Origin of the sequence: Palleronia sp. LCG004 (assembly GCF_032931615.1) — a bacterium.
In the GTDB taxonomy this organism is placed as follows: Bacteria; Pseudomonadota; Alphaproteobacteria; order Rhodobacterales; family Rhodobacteraceae; genus Palleronia.
Genome location: NZ_CP136759.1, coordinates 2,091,685 through 2,113,126, shown reverse-complemented (window position 1 = coordinate 2,113,126; position 21,442 = coordinate 2,091,685). Strand labels below are relative to the sequence as shown.

Genomic DNA, 21,442 nt, shown 5'->3' with positions numbered 1-21,442 from the left:
CCGCGCGCAGACGCGCAACCGCGCCGTTGCGCCCGCGGCCCGGCGATTGTAGCCATTCGGCGGAAACCGGCAGGAGGTCGAAGCGATGAAGGTCGTGATCACGGGCGTCTCGGGGCGCATGGGCAGGATGCTGATCGGCACGATCGACGCGGCCGAGGGAGGGATCGAAGTCGCCGGCGCGACCGAGCGCGAGGGCCATCCCTGGATCGGCCGCGATCTCGGCGAGGCGATGGGCGGTACTGCCCGGAACGTGATCGTGACGGACGACCTGTCTGCCGCCCTCGAAGGGGCCGATGCGGTCATCGACTTCACCATGCCCGCGGCCACCGTCGAACATGCGCGCATCGTGGCCGATCTCGAACGCGCGATCGTGATCGGCACCACCGGGTTCTCGGACGACGAGATCGCCCAGCTCGACGAAAGCGCCCGTCGCGCGGTGATCGTGCGCGCGGGCAACATGAGCCTCGGGGTCAACCTCCTGACGCGGATCGTGTCGCAGGTGGCAGCCGCCCTCGACGAGGCGTTCGATATCGAAGTGGTCGAGGCGCATCACCGCCACAAGATCGATGCGCCCTCGGGGACCGCTCTCATGCTCGGTCAGGCCGCGGCGGAAGGGCGGGGTGTCGATCTGGCGGAGGTCTCGGATCGCGGACGCGACGGGATCACCGGAGCGCGACGGGTCGGCGATATCGGCTTTTCCGCCATTCGCGGCGGCAGCATCATCGGCGATCACGAGGTGATCTTCGCGGGCGACGGCGAGACGATCCGGCTGTCGCATCAGGCGAGCGATCGCGGTCTCTTCGCGCGTGGTGCGGTCAAGGCCGCCCTCTGGACCGAAGGGAGGGCCCCCGGTTCCTACGACATGCTGAGCGTTCTGGGGCTCGGCTGACCGCTCGGGCCGGGGCTTTGCGAAACGGGTTTCCGCACCGTCAGAAGTCGATGGCGAGGCCCTTGTTCTCCCAGTCGCCGTAACGCACGGGCTCGGGGCCATCGCGACCGCCGAGCTCGACGGGCAACTCCGCGTCGTTGGCCTTGCGCCGCCGCTCCTCCGCCTCGGCGAGGGCGCGCCTTGCGGCTTCGGGAAGGTCGTCGCGCTGCATGATCGCTCTCCGGTCGGGTTGCTGTACTCGCGCCCTTCATATACGTCGCGACAGGTCCCGGCTCAAGGTCGGGAGGTCGTGGCGAGAGGGCCCAGACGATGGCCGATCCGGACCCCGTGCGCCAGGCGGCGCTGCATCTGGTGGGACAGGTCCTGCAGGACGGTCGCCTGCTGAGCGAGGTTCTGCCCGGAACGCTTGCGCCGCTCGCGCCCTCCGACCGGGCCCGCGCGCAGAGGCTCGCCACCGGCACGCTGCGCTGGATGGACCGCGCGGATCGCGCGCTCGGGCCGCATCTCCGGATGAAGCCTTGGCCCGAGATCCACGACATCCTTCGCCTTGCACTCTACGAGATCCACGAGGGCGGCACCGCGCCCCACGCGGCCGTGGCCGCCGCCGTGGATCTGGCGCGTGCGACCGAGCGGGGCGCAGCGCAGGGGGGCCTCGTCAACGCGGTTCTGCGCAACGTGCTGAGGACAGGGAGTTGGGAGAGCCTGCCGATCCCGCGCCTGCCCAAATGGCTGAGAAAGCCGCTTCTGAAGACATACGGAAAGGATCTCACGGCCGCGATGGAGGAGGCCTTCTCCCGTGCCGCGCCGCTCGACCTGACCGTGCGCGAGGACCCGGCGGGCTGGGCCGCGAGGCTCGGCGGGGTGCCTGTGGCCACGGGATCCGTCAGGCTCAACAATCCCGGCCAGGTGAGTGCGCTTCCCGGCTACGACGAAGGCGCTTGGTGGGTGCAGGACGCGGCCGCTGCGATCCCCGCGCGTGCCCTGGGCGAGGTCGCGGGCCTCCGCGTCCTCGATCTCTGCGCGGCCCCGGGGGGCAAGACGCTGCAACTCGCCGCGGCGGGCGCGCATGTGACCGCACTCGACATCTCCGAAACCCGCATGGCCCGCGTGGCCGAGAACCTCGCGCGATGCGGGCTCAGGGCCAAGACTGTCGTGGCCGATGCGTTGGGCTATGCGCCCGACGCGCCGTTCGATGCGATCCTGCTCGATGCACCCTGTTCGGCGACCGGGACGATTCGCCGCCATCCAGACCTGCCGCGCGCCAAGGCGGCGCAGGATTTCGGACCCCTCATCGATCTGCAGGCACGGCTACTCGACCGCGCGATGGACCTGGTGCGGCCCGGCGGGCATATCGTCTTCTGTACCTGCTCCCTTCTGCCGGAGGAGGGCGAGCGTCAGGTCGAGTCGGCGCTCGCACGCCATCCCAACCTGTCGCTCGACCTGTCCGCGCTGCGGCTTCCCGGCATCGAGGCGGACTGGATCGGCGACCACGGCCTGCGTCTTCGCCCCGACTTCTGGCCCGGGGCCGGCGGCATGGACGGCTTCTTCGTGGCGGCCTTCCGCGTGGGGGACGATCCCGGACGGTGACAGCACGGCCAGGTCCCGCTAGTCTCGCAATCTGAAACGCGCGCGAGACGCGGCAGGCGAGATCGAGTTCCATGCCCCGACCCACCCCTCCGAGATCCGAGCGGCTGGCCGCCCGCCTGGCGGTCCTGTCGCGCGGTGCCCGCGGCTTCACCCGGCCGGGGCCCGAACCGCGAACCGTAGGCTCGGTCGAGCGCGGCGCACAGATCGTCGCGGGGCGGTTCCTCTTTCGCGGCTACATGGTCGAGGCGCAGGGCCGCTCGATCTGGGACCTGCCGTTGCCGGACGATCCCGAATTCGAGGCCGAGCTTCACGGCTGCGCCTGGCTCGACGATCTGGCGGCCGAGGGTTCGGCCCGGGCCGGCCGTCTCTCCCGCGAATGGGTCCACGACTGGGCCCGGCGCTTCGGCGCGGGAGGCGGTCCGGGCTGGCGCGCGGATCTGACGGGACGCCGCGTCGCGGGATGGATCGCGCATGGCGAGATGCTGCTCGAGGATGTGGATCCGGCGACGCGCAGGCGCTTCTTCCGCTCCCTCTCGCGGCAGGTGGCGTTCCTGTCGCGCCGCCTGCGCCATGTGACCGAGGGGCGCGACAGGCTCGATGCCCTTCATGCGCTGCTTCTCGCGGGGCTGCATCTTGAAGGTCATGAGCGTCACCGAGATCGCGCCGCCGCTCGTCTCGCGGCCGAGGCCGACCGCCTCGTCGATGCCGAGGGCGGGGTCGCCTGGCGCAATCCCGAGGACCTGTCCGAGATCTTCGTCCGCCTCGCCCATGCGGCGGAGGCACTGCGCAATTCAGGGTGCCAGGTGCCCGGATCGATCGATGGCGCGCTCGGCCGCGCGGCTCCGGTCCTCAGGGCACTGCGCCATGCCGACGGATCGCTCGCGCGGTTCCACGGCGGCGGCCGCGGTGTGCCGGGGCGGCTCGATGCGGGCCTCGCCTGCACCGGGCGCGCGCGACCGGCCCCCGACCGGGCGATGGGCTTCGCGCGGATCGCGCATGGCCGCACGACGCTGATCGTCGATGCCGCAGCGCCCCCCGAGGGCTCGCTTTCCTCCGAGGCCCATGCCTCGACTCTCGCCTTCGAGCTCACCTCCGGGCGCAGGCCGATCATCGTGTCATGCGGTGCGGGGCGCAGCTTCGGCCCGAAATGGCGGCGTGCCGCGCGCGCGACAGCCTCCCATTCGACGCTCGCCATCGACGGATATTCCTCTGCCCGGATCGGTGGCGAGGACGGGTGGCTGTCGCAGGCCCCACGCGACGTCCGGATGGAACGTCGTCGGGACGAGACGTCGACCGGCCTCGTCGCGGGGCATGACGGCTACGTCCCGAGCCATGGTCTCACGCATATCCGCCAGCTTCATCTCGATCAGGCCGGCCGGTCCCTCAGTGGCGAGGACGTTCTTGCCACGGTGGAACGCGAGGACGAGGCGATCTTCGACCGGGCCATGGAAGAAGCCGGGCAGCGTGGCTTTCCGTTCGCCGTGCGGTTCCACCTCCACCCCGACATCGTGGCGCAGAAGGACGAGGATCCTGGCAGCGTTCTGCTGATGACCAAGGGCGGCGAACTCTGGGTCTTCCGCCACGGCGGAAGGGCGGCCGTGACGATCGAGCCGTCGGTCTATCTCGACAGCGTCTCGCTTTCGCCCCGGCCGACGCGGCAGATCGTGCTGAGCACCACGGCCGTCGATTACGCCACGCGGGTCAGCTGGACCCTTGCAAAAGCGCGCCAAACACCCGATGCGGTGCGCGACCTCGTCCATGACGAAAACCCCGTTCTGGCCTGACCCGCGAGAGGAGCCTCCCTCATGACCGATACCGTTCCCGTTTCCCGTGCGCTCATCTCCGTCTCCGACAAGACGGGCCTGGAGGCACTTGGCCGTGCGCTCGCGGATCGGGGGGTCGAGATCCTCTCGACCGGGGGATCGGCCAGGGCGCTCCGCGAGGCGGGCATCGCGGTGCGCGACGTGGCGGACGTAACCGGCTTTCCCGAGATGATGGACGGCCGGGTCAAGACGCTGCACCCGAAGGTCCATGGCGGGCTTCTCGCCCTGCGCGACGACGCGAGCCATGTCGCGGCGATGGAGGAACACGGGATCGTCGGCATCGACCTGCTGGTCGTCAATCTCTATCCGTTCGAAGCCACGGTCGCGCGGGGCGCGGACTATGCCGAAGCCGTCGAGAACATCGATATCGGCGGACCCGCGATGATCCGCGCGGCGGCCAAGAATCACGGGCACGTCACGACGATTGTCGATGTCGAGGATTACGACGCCCTCCTGGTCGAGCTCGACGGCAACGAGGGCGGTACGACCCACGCGTTCCGGCAGGTCATGGCGCAGCGTGCCTTCGCGCGCACCGCGGCCTACGACGCGGCCGTCTCAACATGGATGGCCGACGCGCTGGGCGATCCGGCACCGCGCCGCCGTGCCGTCGCCGGCAAGCTTCGCCAGACGATGCGCTACGGCGAGAATCCGCATCAGGCCGCCGCGTTCTACACCGACGGCACCGACCGGCCGGGCCTGGCCAATGCCGTCCAGCATCAGGGCAAGGAGCTCAGCTACAACAACATCAACGATACCGATGCGGCATTCGAGCTCGTCAGCGAATTCGCGGGCGGCGAGCCCACCTGCGTCATTGTCAAGCATGCCAATCCCTGCGGCGTCGCGCGCGGCGCGACACTGGCCGAGGCCTATCGGCGCGCCTTCGATTGCGACCGCACCTCGGCCTTCGGCGGGATCGTGGCGCTGAACCGCCCCCTCGACGGTGAAACGGCCGAGGCGATCGCGAGCATCTTCACCGAGGTGGTGATCGCGCCGGGTGCCGACGACGATGCGCGCAAGGTCTTCGCCGCCAAGAAGAACCTCCGCCTGCTCACGACCGAAGGGCTTGCCGATCCAGCTGCGGGCGGCCGCGTCTGGCGGCAGGTCGGCGGCGGCTTCCTGGTGCAGGACAAGGATACCGGCAGGCTCGACCGCGAGGATCTGAAGGTCGTGACGAAGCGCGCCCCCGACGATGCGCAGATGGACGACCTGCTCTTCGCCTGGCGCGTGGCCAAGCACGTGAAGTCGAACGCGATCGTCTATGTCCGCGACGGTGCGACCGTGGGTGTCGGCGCAGGCCAGATGAGCCGCGTCGACAGCACCCGCATCGCCGCGCGCAAGGCCGAGGACATGGCCGAGGTACTGGGCCTTTCCGCACCGCCGACCCAGGGCTCGGTCGTGGCGTCCGACGCGTTCTTTCCCTTCGCCGACGGCCTCATGACCGCGGCCGAGGCCGGTGCGCGCGCCGTGATCCAGCCGGGTGGCTCGGTGCGTGACGACGAGGTGATCGCGGCGGCGGATGCGGCCGGCATCGCCATGGTCTTCACCGGCATGCGGCACTTCCGCCACTGATGCGCAGGCTCTGGACATGGGCCGGGATCGTGTTCCTCCTCGACCAGGTGACGAAGGTCCTGGTGGTGCAGATCCTGAACCTCGCCTCGCGCGGGTCGATCGACGTTCTGCCGCCCTTCGTGAACTTCCGGATGGCCTGGAATCGCGGCGTCAATTTCGGGCTGCTCTCGGGCGACAGCGACGCGACGAAGTGGATCCTGATCGCGGTCGCTCTCGCGATCTCGGGATGGGTGATCCTGTGGCTCCGGCGCGAGCGTCAGGGCAAGTGGGCGATGATCTCGGGCGGGCTTCTCGTCGGCGGCGCGATCGGAAACGTCGTCGACCGGCTGATCTACGGCGCGGTGGCGGACTTCCTCAACATGTCGTGCTGCGGGGTCGAGAATCCCTATGCGTTCAACGTGGCCGACATCGCGATTTTCGCGGGCGCGATCGGGCTCATCGCCTTCACCGGGGGCGGGCGCAAGGGAAAGACCCCGTGACGCCCGGTCCGGCATCGGATATGGCTCTGGCCGAACGCGGCGGAAGGAGGGCGTCGATGCCCGGGCAGATCCTGAGATACGCGACGGTTGCGATCCTTGTCGCCGGTCTCGCCGGATGCGGCGGAGAACCCGATCTCATCGCGCTCGATTCGGGCGGGGAGGGGCCGGACGAATTCTCCATTCTGCCGAACCGTCCGCTCGAGCTCCCCGGCAATTTCGACGCGCTTCCCCCGCCGACACCCGGTGGCCCGAACCGCACCGACCAGACGCCGCAGGCCGATGCGATCGCGGCGCTGGGCGGCAATCCGGCCGCCGCGAATCGTGGTCCCGAGGGGACCGCGCTGCTGGCCCATGCGGGGCGGTTCGGAACGGCACCCGGCATTCGCGCGACGCTCGCCGCCGAGGATGCCGAGTTCCGCGGCCGCAATGTCGGCCGTCCGCTCGAACGGCTGTTCAACGCGACGCGATATTTCCGCCTCTATGCGCCGCAATCGCTCGACCAGTACGACGCACTCGAGCGGATGCGCGCACGGGGCGTGCGCACGCCCGCCGCCCCGCCCGAGACGCCCGTCGACTAGCGGCACGTTTCGCGCGCGACTGTTTCGCGCCGGGCCGGGTCACAAGCCCGTGCCCCGCCATTGTGCCCGGAAGCACGGGGCGTAGATTGCGCCCCAGACCGCGACCCTACGCAAAGGCCTTTGCTCATGCTGCGTGCGCTTCTTCCCATTCTGCTCCTCTCATTGCCGATGACGGCCCGCGCGGCCGAGGTTTCGACCTTCTCGCTCGACAACGGCCTCGAAGTCGTCGTGCTCGAGGATCACCGCGCCCCCGTGGTCGTGCACATGGTCTGGTACCGCGCGGGTGCCGCCGACGAGGATCCGGGCGTCTCGGGCATCGCGCATTACCTCGAACATCTGATGTTCAAGGGGACCGACGACCGCGAGCCGGGTGAGTTCAGCCGCGTCGTGGCCGAGAACGGCGGCACCGACAACGCCTTCACCGGGCAGGACTACACCGCCTATTTCCAGCGCGTGGCCAGCGACCGTCTCGGCCTGATGATGGAGATGGAGGCCGACCGGATGCGCGATCTCGATCTCGACGGACGCGACATCGTGACCGAGCGGCGGGTCATCACCGAGGAGCGCAACCAGCGCACCGACAGCGACCCGGGCGCTCTTTTCTCCGAGCAGCGCGACGCTGCGCAATACCAGAACCACCCCTACGGCATTCCCGTGATCGGCTGGATGCACGAGATCGAGGCGCTGGACCTCGACGACGTCACCGAATTCTACGAGCGCTTCTACGCCCCCAACAACGCGATCCTCATCGTGGCGGGCGACGTGACGCCCGACGAAGTGCGTGCGCTTGCCGAGGAGCATTACGGACCTCTGGAGCCGACTGCCGATCTGCCCGAACGCGTCCGCCCGCACGAGCCCCCGCAACGCGCCGAGCGTCGCCTGACATTCGAGGATCCGCGCGTCGCGCAGCCCTATGTCATCCGCACCTATCTCGCGCCCGAACGCAATTCGGGCGACCAGCGCGAAGCCGCCGCGCTCACCCTTCTCGCCGACATCCTCGGGCAGGGGCAGACGTCGGAACTCGCCCGGCGGCTGCAATTCGGCAGCGAGGAGGCGCTCTACACCTCCGCCTTCTATCGCGGGACCTCGCTCGACGAGACGACCTTCGGTCTCGTCATCGTGCCGGCTCCGGGCGTCACGCTCGAGGAGGCCGAGGCGGCACTCGATCGCGAGGTCGCGGCGTTTCTCGAGGATGGCGTCGATGCCGCACAGCTGGAGCGGCTGAAATTCCGCATGAGGGCGGGCGAAGTCTACGAGGCCGACAGCGCGCAATCGCTGGCCCGCCGCTACGGCACGGCGCTCACCACCGGACTGACGGTGCAGGATGTCGAGGAATGGCCCGACATCCTGCAATCCATCACGGCCGAGGAGATCGTCGCGGCCGGTCGTGACGTGCTCGACCGGGATAGTGCGGTCACCGGCTGGCTGCGTGCGCCGGGGCAGGAGACGACCTCCGAGGAGGCCGCCGCCGCCGGACTGCCGGTCGGAACGACCGAGACGATGGAGATGACCCAATGATGCGCCTTGCCCTCGCCTTCGCTCTGGCTCTCGGGGCCGCGCTTCCCGCGCGGGCCGCGGTCGACGTTCAGGAAGTGACCTCTCCCGACGGGATAGACGCGTGGCTTGTCGAGGATCACACCATTCCCTTCACCGCGCTCGAGATCCGGTTTCGTGGCGGCACCGCGCTCGATCGGCCCGGCAAGGGCGGTGCGGTGAACCTCATGACGGCACTCATCGAGGAGGGTGCGGCCGACAGGGATGCGCAGGCCTTCGCTCTCGCCCGCGAGGAACTCGCGGCGAGCTACAGCTTCGATGCCAACGACGACGCGATCAGCGTCTCTGCGCGGTTCCTGACCGAGAATCGCGATGCTGCGGTGAACCTCCTGCGCGATGCGCTGGTCGAGCCGCGATTCGATCAGGATGCGGTCGACCGGGTCCGCGACCAGGTCCTGTCGATCATCGCGAGCGATCTGAACGATCCCGGTGCGATCGCCTCGCGCGCCTTCATGGACGAAGCCTTTCCCGACCATCCCTACAGCGCGCCCAATAACGGAACCGCCGAAAGCGTCACGGATCTGACCCGCGAGGATATCGTCGAGGCGCATCGGGACACCTTCGTCACCGACCGCGTCTATGTCGGGGCCGTCGGCGACATCACGCCCGAGGCGCTGGGCGAACTGCTCGACGATCTGCTGGGGGACTTGCCCCGCACGGGCGGAGACCTTCCCGGAGAGGCGGTCTACTCGGCCGAACCCGGCGTCGACATCATCGAGTTCGACACGCCGCAATCCATGATCCTCTTCGGCCACAAGGGGATCGCACGTGACGATCCGGACTTCATGGCGGCCTATATCCTCAACGAGATGTTCGGTGGCGGCGGCTTCAACTCGCGCCTGATGGAAGAGGTGCGTGTCGAGCGGGGTCTCACCTACGGCATCGGTACCTGGTTGCAGCCGATGGAGAACGGCGCGCTTCTCATGGGGCAGGCGGCATCGGCCAATGCAAGCACCGCCGAGACCGTCGAGGTCGTCTCTGACGAATGGGCGCGCGTGGCCGAAGGCGTGAGCGAGGAAGAGCTGGCGGAGATCAAAACCTATCTCACCGGGGCCTATCCGCTCCGCTTCGACGGCAATTCCACGATTGCGAGCATCCTCGTGGGCATGCAGATGGACGATCTCGGGATCGATTACATCGAGACGCGGAACGATCAGATCGAGGCGGTGACGCTCGACGATATCGCTCGTGTGGCCGAGCGGATCTATCGGCCCGACGATCTGAGCTTCACCATCGTCGGGCAGCCCGACGGGATCGAGGCCACGAACTAGCACCGGCGCCGGATGAAATCCGGCGAGGCATCGCTGCCCTTCGCTGCGCAACGAAATGCAGGGGCCAGCGAACCGCCATGGAAAGCCCGGTTCCGGCCCTTTCCGGTGCTCCATTTTGCCGATGCAAAGCCTTATCGCTCATGCTATCCCTTGTGGCATGACGCTGCATGACCCCAAGATACGTGCCGATCGGCCACAGATCAGGGCGCTCGACGAAGGTGCGATCAATCGCATCGCCGCCGGCGAGGTCGTCGAACGCCCGGCTTCCGCGGTCAAGGAACTGGTCGAGAATTCCATCGATGCCGGTGCCACCCGGATCGAGGTCGCCTATGCCGATGGCGGCAAGACGCTGATCCGCGTCACCGATGACGGGTGCGGCATGACGGGCGAGGATCTGCCGCTGGCGCTGTCGCGTCACGCGACATCCAAGATCGACGGCGCGGATCTCCTCAACATCACGTCCTTCGGCTTTCGGGGCGAGGCGCTCGCCTCGCTCGCCGCCGTCGGCAGGTTGACCCTGACCTCGCGCGCCGACGGGGCGGAGGGTGCGGCGATCCGCGTCGCGGGGGGCGTGGCGGATGCGGTGCGGCCCGCCGCCATCACGCGCGGCACGATCGCCGAGATCCGGGACCTCTTCTACGCGACGCCCGCCCGGCTCAAGTTCCTGCGCAGCGACCGGGCCGAGGCGCAGGCGATCGGCGATGTGGTCAAACGTCTCGCCATGGCCGAACCGCAGATCGGTTTCACGCTGCGCGACATGTCCGGCGGCGGAGAGGGGCGTGTCGTCTTTCGCGCGGATCCAGGCACGGGCGATCTGTGGGATGCGCTGCAAGGGCGTCTCGGACGGGTCCTGGGGACGGATTTCGCGCAGAATGCGCTCAGGATCGACGCAGAGCGCGACGGGATCGCGCTGACGGGATATGCGGCGCTGCCGACCTATTCGCGGGGTGCCGCGACGCATCAATATCTCTTCGTCAACGGCCGCCCGGTCCGCGACAAGCTTCTCAACGGGGCTCTGCGCGGGGCCTATGCCGATTTCCTGAGCCGCGATCGTCATCCGGCGGCGGCTCTCTTCGTCGAATGCGCGCCCGAGGCGGTCGACCAGAACGTCCATCCGGCCAAGACCGAAGTGCGGTTCCGCGACCCCGGAACGGTACGGGGCCTGATCGTGTCGGGTCTGCGACACGCGCTCGCGGGGGCAGGGCACCGCGCGTCGAGCACTGTCGCGGATGCCACGCTCGGCGCGATGCGCCCCGAGGGCGCAAGCGGGGCCGAACCCCCGCGCGTCTACCAGATGGACCGCCCCGCGCCGCGCCCGCAGATGCCGCATCCGGGTTTTGCCGAAACGAGCGAGGTTTTCGCCAGGGTCGATCCGGTCGACGACACGCCCGAGCCGGAGGCCGCCTATCACCCGCTGGGTGCCGCCCGGGGCCAGGTCCACGAGAACTACATCATCGCGCAGACCGAGGCCGGAATGGTCATCGTCGACCAGCACGCGGCGCATGAGCGCCTCGTCTACGAAAAGCTCAAGCGCCAGATGGCCGAGAACGGCGTCGCCGCACAGGCATTGCTCATTCCCGACATCGTCGAGCTGTCGGACGGGGCGGCGGCGATGCTCCTCGACCTCGGTGCCGATCTCGCGCAGCTCGGGCTCGAGATCGAGGCCTTCGGCAGGGGCGCGATCGCGGTGCGGGCGACGCCCGCGATCCTCGGTCCCGTCGATACGCAGGCGTTGATCCGTGACATCGTGGACGAGCTCGAGGATCTCGGCGAAAGCCTCGGCGTGAAGGCCCGGATCGAGGCGGTGCTGAGCCGCGTCGCCTGCCACGGATCGATCCGCTCCGGTCGTCGGATGTCCGCCCCCGAGATGAACGCGCTCCTGCGCGAGATGGAAGCCACGCCCCATTCGGGCCAGTGCAACCACGGACGCCCCACCTATGTCGAGCTGAGGCTCGGCGATATCGAACGGCTTTTCGGACGCCGATGAGCCGGGCCGAGATCGAAGCCTTGATCGCCGACCCGTTGGTCGTGGCGGGGATCGCGGCGGTGGTGGTCGCCATCCTCGCGGTGCTGCTCGTGGCTGCCATGCTGCGCGCGGGTCGTCAGTCCCGCGCCCTGGCCGCACAGCTCGCCCGTCTCGGTGCGGGGCAGGCCCAGCTCGCCGGCAATCTCCAGATGGTGAGCGACACGCAGTCCAACGCTCAGCTCCATCTCGTCCAGACGGTCGAGGCGCGGCTCGCCGACGTCCAGGGGCGGATGAACGACCGACTTGCCGACAACGCGGCGCGCTCGGCCCGGGCCCTGTCGGACATGCAGGAGAGGATGCGCGACACGCTGCACGGGCAGGGCGAGAAAACGACCAATTCGCTGACCCAGCTGCGCGAGCGCCTGTCGGTCATCGACCGCGCGCAGGACAATATCGCCAAGCTCTCGGGCGATGTCCTCAGCCTGCAGGACATCCTGTCGAACAAGCAGCGCCGCGGCCTTTTTGGCGAGATCCAGCTCGCCGACATCGTGGGTCAGGCGCTTCCAGCGGGCGGGTACACCCTGCAAAAGACGCTATCGAACGGAAAGCGGGCGGATTGCCTCGTCCACTTGCCGCAGCCGCCGGGGCCGATTGTCATTGACGCGAAGTTTCCCTTCGAGGCGTTCGAGCGTTTCGCCGCAGCCGAAACCAAGGAGGAGGCCGCTCGCGCGCTGGCGAGCCTGGGCCAGGCCGTGCGCAAGCATATCCGCGACATCGCCGAGCGTTACATCATCGAGGGAGAGACCGCCGACGGCGCGATCATGTTCCTGCCATCCGAGGCGATCTATGCCGAACTGCATGCGCGCCTGCCGGAGGTCGTGCGCGAGGGCTTCGCGCAGCGGGTCTGGATCGTGTCGCCCACGACCTGCATGGCGACGCTGAACACGATGCGCGCGATTCTCAAGGATGCGCGCATGGCCGAACAGGCCGGTGCGATCCGGCGCGAACTCGGCCTGCTTCACGCCGATTGCGAGCGTCTGGTCGCGCGTGTCGGCAATCTCGACAGACACTTCGCGCAGGCCCGCAAGGACGTGGACGAAATCTTGATCTCGGGCGAGCGGGCGGGCAAGCGCGCAAGCCGCCTGCATGCCTTCGATTTCGACGAGGCCGAGTCCCCCGCCGACATCGAGGCGCGGGGCTAGGATGACCCTCCATAGTCACCCGCCAGGGGACCCCGCCGGACGGGACGGCCCGCCCCCGCAGAGCCCCACGAGGATCGCCCGGGACGGATCGCAAGTGACGCATCGATCTTCCCCGCCGCGCCGCCGCGTCGCGATCGTGGGCGGTGGGATCTCGGGCCTCGCCGCCGCGTATCTTCTCAAGGACACCCATCGTGTCACTCTCTTCGAGGCCGCACCGCGTCTCGGGGGGCATGCGCGGACGGTGATGGCGGGCCGCCATGGGGATCAGCCGGTCGATACCGGCTTCATTGTCTTCAACGACGCGACCTATCCGAATGTCACCAAACTCTTCGACGAACTCGGCGTGACCCGGGTCGACAGTTCGATGAGCTTCGGCGTCTCGGCACGGCGCGGGCGGATCGAGTATGCCCTGCACGGCATCGACGCGATCTTCGCGCAGCGCCGCAATCTGGGCGATCCACGCTTCCTGCACATGCTGCGCGATCTGATGCGATTCAACATGCGGGCCCGCCGGGTCGTCCGCCCGGACATGTCGATCGGCGATCTGCTTACCTCGCTCGGGACAGGGCGCTGGTTTCGCGATTACTACATCCTGCCCTTCTCGGGCGCGATCTGGTCGACGCCGTGCGCGGGGATCCTCGACTTCCCGGCCGAGGCCCTCGTGCGGTTCTTCGAGAATCACGGGCTGCTCGGCTATTCGGGCCAGCACCGATGGTACAGCGTCGCGGGCGGGTCGATCGAATATGTCCGCCGTCTGGAAAGGCACCTGCGGCAGGCGGGCGTCACCCTTCGCACGGGGGCTGCGGTCCGCCGGGTCGCGCGCGGCCCCCTCGGGGTCGGGATCGCCGCCGAAGGTCACCCACCCGAACATTTCGACGAGGTGATCCTGGCCACCCATGCGGATGTGTCCGCGCGGCTCCTGGCCGATCCCACGCCCGACGAACGGCGGGCCCTCGCGAAGGTGCGGTATCAGCCGAACCACATGATCCTTCATTCCGATCCGGGGGTGATGCCCCGCTTGAAGAAGGTCTGGGCGAGCTGGACCTATTGCGAACCCGACAACGGGGCAGGGGATCGGATCGGGGTCAACTACTGGATGAATTCGCTGCAGGACATTCCGCCCGATGACCCGCTTTTCGTCACGCTGAATGCGAGCCGGCAGATCGACGAACGCCTCGTCTTCGACGAGACGACGTTCCGCCACCCCGTCTATGACACCGCGATGCTCGCCGCCCAGCGGGAGATCCGCGCCCTGAACGGGACGGGCGGGACCTGGTTCTGCGGTGCCTGGATGCGCAATGGCTTTCACGAGGACGGCTTCGCCTCGGCCTGCGACGTGGTCGATGCGATGGGGTGCCGTGCCCCCGCGCTCCTCGCCGCGGAATGAACGGGATCGACCATATCGCCGCCCGGACGGTCCATTCCCGCCGCGACGCCCCGGCGAATGCCTTCGCCTATAGCATCGACTACGTGCTGCTCGATGCCGAAGGCCCCGTCGAGGCTCCGGTGTTTTTTGGGCGAAACCGAGCGCGGCCGATGGCGCTCCACGATACCGATCACGGCGGGCCACCGCGTGCCGGTCGCGGCGCGGCCTGGGTGCGCGAGAGGCTGGCGGAGCGGGGGCTGGACCGGATCGCCCATCGCATCGAACTGCTCGCGCAGCCGCGCGTGCTTGGCCATGCCTTCAATCCGGTGAGCTTCTGGCTCGTCCGCGACCGGCGGGACGATCTGCGTGTCGTGATCGCCGAGGTCACGAACACCTACGGCGATCGGCATTGCTACCTCTGTCGCCGCGACGATCTGGCGGCGATCACGCCTCGGGACCGGCTCGTCGCGCGCAAGGTCCTGCATGTCTCGCCGTTTCAGGACGTGACGGGCGAATACGCCTTCCGTTTCGATATCGGAGAGGAGCGTGTGGCCATCGCGATCGACTACCGGGTCGAAGGGGGCGGGGGCCTTCATGCCACGCTCGGCGGGGCCCGGCGCAGAATGACCAATCGCACGATCGTGATGTCCACGCTGCGCCGCCCTTTCGGGCCACGAAGGGTGCTGGCCCTGATCCATTGGCAGGCGCTCCTCCTCTGGCGCAAGGGCGCGCGCTTCCGGTCAAGGCCGGATCCCGGGAAAAGCGACCTGAGCGGTCCCGACGTCGCGGCACGAGGCCGTTTGACGACAGTGCATGGAACCAAGCTGGCCGAGCGCCGCTGAGGCAGGACGGGAGACGAACAGGATCATCTGACCATTCGATGAACTGATCGCGCGGTACCCGCACCACGGAAATTCCCGGCTGCCGAGTCGGCGATCGAGGACAGAACTTGGACATATTCATCTACATATCCGTGTTCGCCGTGGTCATCATCGGCCTCATCGCGCTGCGCAATCGGCTTTTGTCGTTCAAGGGCCAGTCCGCGCGCGATTACGAGGGGCTCGGCCCATCCTTCGACCCGCGCGAGCACCTGAACGGCCGCCTCATCTGCGACGGGGTGATCTTCGGGCCGACGGGGCGCGTGACCTCGCGGTTCCGGGCGCTCATGGAAGGCGAGTGGGACGGCGATCATGGGGTGCTCCACGAGGAATTCGCCTATGACAGCGGCACCAAGCAGACGCGGGCATGGCATCTGATCCTTGGCGACGACGGCCGGTTCGTCGCCGATGCCGAAGATATCGTGGGGCGCGGAGCGGGCGAGATCTCCGGCCCCGCGGTGCGGCTTCGGTATCGCATCATCCTGCCCTACGAGGCGGGCGGCCATAAGCTCGACGTCGTGGACTGGATGTATCTCTGCGAGAGCGGAACGATCATAAACCGGTCTCAATTCACGAAATTCGGTGTGCGCGTGGCCGAACTCGTCGCTACGATCCGGCCGGAGAGCCCGGGGTGAGGCATTGGTCCGGAAAGCGTTACTGGATCGTCGGGGCATCCGAAGGCCTGGGCCGCGAGGTGGCGCGTAGGATCAGCGGCACGGGGGCCCACGTGATCCTGTCGGCCCGAAATCGCGACCGCCTCAATGACCTGTCGAACCAGTTGCACGGACCGAGCGAGGTTCTCCCCTTCGACGTGACCGACGACGTCGACGTGAGGCGCGCCGCCGAAAGCGCGGGCCGGGTCGACGGGCTCGTCTACATCGCCGGCATCTACTGGCCGCTGCGGGCGCAGGACTGGGATGCGAGCCGCGTCACGCGGATGCTCGACGTGAACACGACCGGTGCCGCGCGTGTCCTGGGTCAGGTCGTTCCGGCCATGGTCGCGCAGGGATCCGGACATGTCGTCCTGACCGGCTCCCTTTCGGGCTATCGAGGACTTCCCGGCGCGATCGGTTACGGCGCGTCCAAGGCTGGCCTGATGGTCCTTGCCGAGTCGATGTATGCCGACCTGCGCCGCATCGGAATCGACGTGCAACTGGTCAATCCCGGCTTCATCCGGACGCGTCTCACCGACAAGAACGACTTCCGGATGCCCTTCATCATGGACCCCGAAAAGGCCGCCCGGCTCTATTTCGAGCACATGAACGGCAACCGCTTCGCGCTGAACTTCCCCTGGGGGTTCGGCGCGCTCTTCCGGCTCGGCAACTTCCTGCCCGACGGTCTCTATTACCGGATCTTCGGCTAGCGACCCTCTCGGGTCCGCGGGCCTCAGTAATGGGTCAGGGCGTAGGCCCGGTCCGCCCGTTCGAGATGCGGCACCGCGTTGAAACCCGAAAGCAACATCTCGTCGCCGCGCACGTGGAAGCGATGGATCGACGTGTTGCGGATCGGCAGCAGCACCATGGAGAGCTTGCGCGGATCGAGATCGAGAACATGGCGCATCGCCATGGCGATCACGCCCGCCGAAGTCACGCACAGCGTGCGCCGTCCTTCCGTCGCGGCCTCGGTCAGCACGTCGACGATCCGCGCCTCGAACGCCGCGAAGCTTTCGTCGCCCTGAATCTCCGACGCGTGCCAGGCGCGCATGACCTGCGGAAGATGTTCGGGAAAGCCGTCGGCGGTGGGCATCGGCACGCCGTGCACGTCCGACAGCGCGTGGCCGAGGTTGAAATAGTCCATCTCGTCGAGCCGGGGATCGCGGATCGCCTCGACGCCCATCGCCTGCGCCGTCTCGACATGGCGGCGGAGCGTTCCGCTCAGGATCCGGTCGAAGCCGCCATCGAGATCGCCCAGCCACTCGCCCAGCCAACGGGCCTGCAGATGGCCGAGCTCGCTCAGCCGGTCGTAATCGCGCTCGTTGTCGGCGTTCGAATTCGCCTGACCGTGACGCACCAGTACGATCTCACCCATCTCGATCACCTCCGACGCGGGGCCTAGCGGGTTTCGCGGGCCCGCGCAAACGCGTCTCGCACACCGAAGCGATTCGCAGAGTGCATTCGCAACTTCGGCGAGAAAGCCGTTCAAGAGCCGCCGAGATTTTTTCCGCACCCATGCGGCCAAAATCCGCTCAGATATTGTAAATAAAGGGTTTTCCAAAGGTTACGATCCGGTGAGCGTTGCGAAAATGACAAACTTGCAACAACCGTTTCCTCGATGTGCTTTCCCTCTGAACCCAAACGGGTGCAAGGCGCTAAAGCATCGTGGAAAGTGACGGACAACGTCGCTCTCCGAACTCATTGGGAGACCATCAGATGAAAAACAACGCATCCATCTTCACCGCGGCGGTGATCACCAGCTTCATCGCCGGGTCGGCTTACGCCCAGACCGACACGTTCAACAACACGGGCCTCATCGGCGACAGCGCCGTCGAGACCGCGAACGAAGACCTGGCCGACGACATCGAAGATGATTTCGAGCGCGAGACGTTCCGTCTCGGCAACGAAGGCCGCGCCGACGGCTTCACCGGTTCCGTGTCGCTCCGCGCCTTCGCCGGCACCGGGTCGTCGCAGTCCGACAACGACGAGTCGACCGATCTCGGCATCGGCGCGAACTTCACCTACGTCATGGGCCTGAACGGCTTCGACCTCGGCCTGAACTACCGTTATGCCGAGTCGGATGGCGATACGGATCAGGACGACCTGCTCTACAGCTTCCAGTACACCCGTGACTTCAGCGACGTCCTCTACGGCTTCGCCAAACTGCAGGGTACCTACGAAGGCAACGTCGACGACGACAACGAAGACCGCGACACGTTCGAGCGTGAGAACGACGCGTTCCTCGGCCTCGGTCTCGGCTACCGCGTGATCGACACGCCCGAGCAGCAGTGGGCTGTCCAGGCCGGTCCGGGCTACCGCTTCGCGAGCTTCCGTGAAATCGGCAACGTCCTGCGCGATCCGAACGGCGACGGCGACGACATCGAGGAATTCGCGGTTGCGATCTCGTCGGACTACTACCAGCGCATCAACGACACCGTTGCGCTGACCAACGACTCCGACGTGATCTGGTCCGACTCGGACACGGTCGTCTACAACGACCTGGCGCTCAACGTGTCGATGAGCGACGCGCTCGCGCTTCGCACCTCGCTGCTGTCCGAGTACCACACCGATCCGGCCCCCGGTAACAAGAGCACCGAGCACCTGTTCGGCGTTTCGCTGGTCTACAGCTTCAACTGATCGCTTTCGGCTCAGGCCGGAAGTTACGAGGGGCGGTACCGAAAGGTACCGCCCCTTTTCCGTTTGACGCAGGGGCCGGGCACCCTCGCGATCATGCGAGCCTATTGACGCATCGTCGATTTGTGACAGGCTGTTCGACAGGGAGCCGCGGGGAGGCGGCTTCGGGAGGATCATTGCTTGAGCGAGACGCCTGTCTCCATACCTGCGCTGCTTGCGCGGAACGCGACCTTGCACGCGAACCGCCCGGCGAACCGCGAGAAGGAATTCGGGATCTGGCAGAGCTGGACCTGGTCCGAGATCGCGGCCGAGGTCGAGGCCCTTGCCCTCGGCCTGCTCGATCTGGGGCTCGCCCAAGGGGAGCATGTCGTCATATCCGGGCGCAACCGCCCCGCGCTCTACTGGGCGATGGTCGCGATCCAGCGCGCGGGTGCCATCCCGGTGCCGATCTACCAGGACGCCGCCGTGGACGAGATCGCCTACCAGCTCGACCATTGCGGTGCGGTCATGGCGGTGGTCGGCGATCAGGAACAGGTCGACAAGCTGCAGGAGGCCGCGGGCGATGGCGGCGCGCTGCGGCGGCTGATCTATCTCGATCCGCGCGGGCTCAGGAATTACGACCATGCCCGCCTCGGATCCTATGCCGGTGTCCAGGAGGCGGGCCGCGCGGCGCGCGACCGGCTCGGCCCCGAACTCGATGCGCGCACCGATGCGCTGACGCTCGATGACGTGTGCGTCATGCTCTATACCTCGGGCACGACGGGCCGTCCGAAGGGCGTCGTCCTGTCGAACCGCAACATCATCGCGACCTCGAAGGCCTCGGCCGAATTCGACCGCCTCACGGCCGCCGAGGAGGTCGTGGCCTATCTGCCGATGGCCTGGGTCGGCGATTTCATCTTCTCGGTGGGGCAAGCCTACTGGACCGGGTTCTGCGTGAACTGCCCCGAAAGCCCGGACACACTGATGGTCGATCTGCGCGAGATCGGGCCGACCTATTACTTCGCACCGCCGCGCGTCTTCGAGACGCAGCTGACCAACGTGATGATCCGGATGGAGGACGCGACGCGCATCAAGAAGGCGCTGTTTCACCACTTCATGGCGCATGCGCAGCGGGTGGGCCCCGCGATCCTCGACGGCCGCAAGGTAAGCGCGGCCGACCGGCTGCGATATCGTCTGGGCGAGCTGATGATCTACGGACCGCTCAAGAACACGCTGGGATTCTCGCGCATCCGCGTCGGCTACACCGCGGGCGAGGCGATCGGGCCCGAGATCTTCGATTTCTACCGGGGCCTCGGGATCAACCTCAAGCAGCTCTACGGCCAGACCGAGGCGACCGTCTTCATCACCCAGCAACCAGACAACGAGGTGCGCTCCGACACGGTCGGCGTGGCCTCTCCGGGCGTCGAGATCCGCGTGGCCGAAAGCGGCGAGGTCTTCTATCGCTCGCCGGGCGTCTTTGTGGAATATTTCCGCAATCCCGACAGCACGGCCGAGACCAAGGATGCCGAAGGCTGGGTCGCCACGGGCGATGCGGGCTTCTTCGAGGACGGGTCGGGCCATCTGAGGATCATCGACCGCGCCAAGGATGTCGGAAAGCTCGCGGGCGGCGGCATGTTCGCGCCCAAATATGTCGAGAACAAGCTCAAGTTCTTTCCCAACATTCTCGAGGCCGTCGTCTTCGGTGCGGGCCGCGAGACCTGCGTGGCGTTCCTCAACATCGATCTCAACGCGGTGGGCAACTGGGCGGAGCGCAACAATATCGGCTACGGCTCCTACCAGGAGCTGTCGCAGCATCCGAAGGTGCTCGAGATGATGCGCGACCACGTGGCCGAGGTGAACCGGTCCGTGGCCCGCGACGACATGCTGTCGGGCTGCCAGGTCCATCGTTTCGTCGTGCTCCACAAGCAGCTCGATGCGGATGACGGGGAACTCACCCGCACGCAGAAGGTCCGCCGCAAGGTCATCGGCGAGAAGTTCGACGATATCCTCACGGCGCTCTACGACGGGCGCGACGAGATCTATACCGAGACCGAGGTCACCTACGAGGATGGCCGGAAAGGCCGGATCGCGGCCACGCTCAGGCTTCAGGATGCCGCGATCCGGCCCGCCGGCCCCGAGATCCGCGAGGCCGCGGAATGAGGGACAGCGCCCCCGAGAGCCACGTCACCGCGGATGGCCGCACGATCGGAGGCGTGATCCTCGATCTGCGCAACATCACGCTGCGCTTCGGAGGCGTCGAGGCGATCAAGGACATCTCGTTCGATATCCGCGAGGGCGAGATCCGCGCCATCATCGGCCCGAACGGTGCTGGCAAGTCGTCGATGCTGAACGTGATCAGCGGGTTCTACCACCCGCAGGAGGGCGAGGTGAGGTTTCGCGGCGAAACCAGACCGCCGATGAAGCCCTACAAGGTCGCGCGCAGCGGCGTGGCGCGGACGTTCCAGAACATCGCGCTCTTCGACGGGATGAGCGTTCTCGACAACATCATGACGGGGCGGCTGAACGCCATGCGGGCGGGCATGTTGGCGCAGGCATTCTGGATCGGCCGGGCCGAGCGGGAGGAGACCCTGAACCGCGAGAAGGTCGAGCGGATCATCGATTTCCTCGAGATCCAGCACATCCGGAAGACGCCCGTCGGCCGGCTGCCCTACGGCCTCAAGAAGCGGGTGGAGCTGGCCCGCGCGCTCGCCGCCGAGCCGGACCTGCTGCTTCTGGACGAGCCCATGGCCGGCATGAACGTCGAGGAAAAGGAGGATATGAGCCGCTACATCCTCGACGTGAACGACGAGCTCGGCACCACGATCGCTCTGATCGAGCACGACATGGGCGTGGTCATGGACATCTCGGACCGCGTCGTCGTCATGGATTACGGCCGCAAGATCGGCGACGGCACGCCGGACGAGGTGCGGACCAACCAGCAGGTGATCGACGCCTATCTGGGGGTCGCGCATGACTAGGATGGACCGTCTCGCCCTGTCGCATCGTTCGACCCG

Annotated in this window: 19 protein-coding genes; 17 read left to right on the top strand and 2 right to left on the bottom strand. The window is 67.4% G+C overall.

Translation table 11 applies throughout. The features are described 5' to 3' along the window. Positions 1 to 85 precede the first annotated feature (85 nt). Positions 86 to 889 (top strand): 4-hydroxy-tetrahydrodipicolinate reductase, encoded by an 804-nt coding sequence (gene dapB / locus RVY76_RS10345; protein WP_317373870.1) that lies wholly within the window; start codon positions 86 to 88, stop codon positions 887 to 889. Between the two features lie 40 nt (positions 890 to 929). Here dapB and RVY76_RS10340 read toward each other — a convergent pair whose 3' ends face one another. After that, positions 930 to 1,100 carry a DUF1674 domain-containing protein gene (locus RVY76_RS10340; RefSeq protein ID WP_317373868.1) on the bottom strand — a complete coding sequence of 57 codons (171 nt, stop codon included), beginning with the start codon at positions 1,098 to 1,100 and terminating at the stop codon, positions 930 to 932. Between the two features lie 98 nt (positions 1,101 to 1,198). Between RVY76_RS10340 and RVY76_RS10335 the strand changes: the two genes are divergently transcribed. From RVY76_RS10335 to RVY76_RS10275, 13 genes are all read left to right on the top strand, one after another. Next, positions 1,199 to 2,476, top strand: coding sequence for an RsmB/NOP family class I SAM-dependent RNA methyltransferase (locus tag RVY76_RS10335; RefSeq protein WP_317373867.1), 1,278 nt, complete (start codon positions 1,199 to 1,201; stop codon positions 2,474 to 2,476). Positions 2,477 to 2,547: 71 nt separating this feature from the next. Then, positions 2,548 to 4,260, top strand: coding sequence for a heparinase II/III family protein (locus RVY76_RS10330; protein ID WP_317373866.1), 1,713 nt, complete (start codon positions 2,548 to 2,550; stop codon positions 4,258 to 4,260). A gap of 21 nt (positions 4,261 to 4,281) precedes the next feature. Further along, entirely contained in the window at positions 4,282 to 5,868 is a 1,587-nt protein-coding gene (gene purH / locus RVY76_RS10325) for a bifunctional phosphoribosylaminoimidazolecarboxamide formyltransferase/IMP cyclohydrolase (RefSeq protein ID WP_317373865.1), read from the top strand. After that, the gene (gene lspA / locus RVY76_RS10320; RefSeq protein WP_317373864.1) at positions 5,868 to 6,347 is read left to right on the top strand and encodes a signal peptidase II; all 480 of its coding nucleotides are present in this window, start codon (positions 5,868 to 5,870) and stop codon (positions 6,345 to 6,347) included. Before purH ends, lspA begins: the two co-directional genes overlap by 1 nt. Before the next feature lie 56 nt (positions 6,348 to 6,403). Beyond that, positions 6,404 to 6,925: a DUF3035 domain-containing protein gene (locus RVY76_RS10315; protein WP_317373863.1), complete on the top strand. Its 522-nt coding sequence runs from the start codon at positions 6,404 to 6,406 to the stop codon at positions 6,923 to 6,925. A gap of 126 nt (positions 6,926 to 7,051) precedes the next feature. After that, entirely contained in the window at positions 7,052 to 8,443 is a 1,392-nt protein-coding gene (locus RVY76_RS10310) for a pitrilysin family protein (protein ID WP_317373862.1), read from the top strand. After that, positions 8,440 to 9,750: a pitrilysin family protein gene (locus RVY76_RS10305; RefSeq protein ID WP_317373860.1), complete on the top strand. Its 1,311-nt coding sequence runs from the start codon at positions 8,440 to 8,442 to the stop codon at positions 9,748 to 9,750. The genes RVY76_RS10310 and RVY76_RS10305 overlap by 4 nt, the downstream gene beginning before the upstream one ends. Positions 9,751 to 9,907: 157 nt before the next feature. Further along, positions 9,908 to 11,737, top strand: coding sequence for a DNA mismatch repair endonuclease MutL (gene mutL, locus RVY76_RS10300; protein ID WP_317373859.1), 1,830 nt, complete (start codon positions 9,908 to 9,910; stop codon positions 11,735 to 11,737). Further along, positions 11,734 to 12,918, top strand: coding sequence for a DNA recombination protein RmuC (locus RVY76_RS10295; RefSeq protein ID WP_317373857.1), 1,185 nt, complete (start codon positions 11,734 to 11,736; stop codon positions 12,916 to 12,918). Before mutL ends, RVY76_RS10295 begins: the two co-directional genes overlap by 4 nt. Before the next feature lie 94 nt (positions 12,919 to 13,012). Continuing rightward, a complete protein-coding gene (locus RVY76_RS10290) occupies positions 13,013 to 14,305 on the top strand; it encodes an NAD(P)/FAD-dependent oxidoreductase (RefSeq protein ID WP_317373856.1) in 1,293 nt (430 codons plus the stop codon). After that, on the top strand, positions 14,302 to 15,126 hold the full coding sequence (locus RVY76_RS10285; RefSeq protein WP_317373855.1) for a DUF1365 domain-containing protein: 825 nt from the start codon (positions 14,302 to 14,304) through the stop codon (positions 15,124 to 15,126). The genes RVY76_RS10290 and RVY76_RS10285 overlap by 4 nt, the downstream gene beginning before the upstream one ends. Before the next feature lie 107 nt (positions 15,127 to 15,233). Next, on the top strand, positions 15,234 to 15,797 hold the full coding sequence (locus RVY76_RS10280) for a DUF3833 family protein (RefSeq protein ID WP_317373854.1): 564 nt from the start codon (positions 15,234 to 15,236) through the stop codon (positions 15,795 to 15,797). Next, a complete protein-coding gene (locus RVY76_RS10275; protein WP_317373853.1) occupies positions 15,794 to 16,525 on the top strand; it encodes an SDR family NAD(P)-dependent oxidoreductase in 732 nt (243 codons plus the stop codon). The genes RVY76_RS10280 and RVY76_RS10275 overlap by 4 nt, the downstream gene beginning before the upstream one ends. Positions 16,526 to 16,548: 23 nt before the next feature. On the opposite strand, the gene RVY76_RS10270 is transcribed toward RVY76_RS10275, so the two are convergent. Further along, the gene (locus tag RVY76_RS10270) at positions 16,549 to 17,190 is read right to left on the bottom strand and encodes a histidine phosphatase family protein (protein WP_317373851.1); all 642 of its coding nucleotides are present in this window, start codon (positions 17,188 to 17,190) and stop codon (positions 16,549 to 16,551) included. 326 nt (positions 17,191 to 17,516) lie between these two features. Here RVY76_RS10270 and RVY76_RS10265 point away from each other — a divergent pair, with 326 nt between their 5' ends. The 3 genes from RVY76_RS10265 to RVY76_RS10255 all read left to right on the top strand — a co-directional run bounded on the left by RVY76_RS10265 (position 17,517) and on the right by RVY76_RS10255 (position 21,406). After that, positions 17,517 to 18,452 (top strand): YdiY family protein, encoded by a 936-nt coding sequence (locus tag RVY76_RS10265; RefSeq protein WP_317373850.1) that lies wholly within the window; start codon positions 17,517 to 17,519, stop codon positions 18,450 to 18,452. Positions 18,453 to 18,629: 177 nt separating this feature from the next. Beyond that, positions 18,630 to 20,588, top strand: a complete 1,959-nt coding sequence (locus tag RVY76_RS10260) for an AMP-binding protein (RefSeq protein WP_317373849.1) — start codon at positions 18,630 to 18,632, stop codon at positions 20,586 to 20,588. After that, complete coding sequence (locus tag RVY76_RS10255) at positions 20,585 to 21,406, top strand: ABC transporter ATP-binding protein (protein ID WP_317373847.1); 822 nt, start codon at positions 20,585 to 20,587, stop codon at positions 21,404 to 21,406. Before RVY76_RS10260 ends, RVY76_RS10255 begins: the two co-directional genes overlap by 4 nt. Positions 21,407 to 21,442: the final 36 nt, after the last annotated feature.

Bases quoted from the DNA above. Each gene is read 5' to 3' on its own strand.
- dapB (WP_317373870.1), top strand. From the start codon at position 86: ATGAAGGTCGTGATCACGGGCGTCTCGGGGCGCATGGGCAGGATGCTG.
- RVY76_RS10340 (WP_317373868.1), bottom strand. From the start codon at position 1,100: ATGCAGCGCGACGACCTTCCCGAAGCCGCAAGGCGCGCCCTCGCCGAG.
- RVY76_RS10335 (WP_317373867.1), top strand. From the start codon at position 1,199: ATGGCCGATCCGGACCCCGTGCGCCAGGCGGCGCTGCATCTGGTGGGA.
- RVY76_RS10330 (WP_317373866.1), top strand. From the start codon at position 2,548: ATGCCCCGACCCACCCCTCCGAGATCCGAGCGGCTGGCCGCCCGCCTG.
- purH (WP_317373865.1), top strand. From the start codon at position 4,282: ATGACCGATACCGTTCCCGTTTCCCGTGCGCTCATCTCCGTCTCCGAC.
- lspA (WP_317373864.1), top strand. From the start codon at position 5,868: ATGCGCAGGCTCTGGACATGGGCCGGGATCGTGTTCCTCCTCGACCAG.
- RVY76_RS10315 (WP_317373863.1), top strand. From the start codon at position 6,404: ATGCCCGGGCAGATCCTGAGATACGCGACGGTTGCGATCCTTGTCGCC.
- RVY76_RS10310 (WP_317373862.1), top strand. From the start codon at position 7,052: ATGCTGCGTGCGCTTCTTCCCATTCTGCTCCTCTCATTGCCGATGACG.
- RVY76_RS10305 (WP_317373860.1), top strand. From the start codon at position 8,440: ATGATGCGCCTTGCCCTCGCCTTCGCTCTGGCTCTCGGGGCCGCGCTT.
- mutL (WP_317373859.1), top strand. From the start codon at position 9,908: ATGACGCTGCATGACCCCAAGATACGTGCCGATCGGCCACAGATCAGG.
- RVY76_RS10295 (WP_317373857.1), top strand. From the start codon at position 11,734: ATGAGCCGGGCCGAGATCGAAGCCTTGATCGCCGACCCGTTGGTCGTG.
- RVY76_RS10285 (WP_317373855.1), top strand. From the start codon at position 14,302: ATGAACGGGATCGACCATATCGCCGCCCGGACGGTCCATTCCCGCCGC.
- RVY76_RS10270 (WP_317373851.1), bottom strand. From the start codon at position 17,190: ATGGGTGAGATCGTACTGGTGCGTCACGGTCAGGCGAATTCGAACGCC.
- RVY76_RS10255 (WP_317373847.1), top strand. From the start codon at position 20,585: ATGAGGGACAGCGCCCCCGAGAGCCACGTCACCGCGGATGGCCGCACG.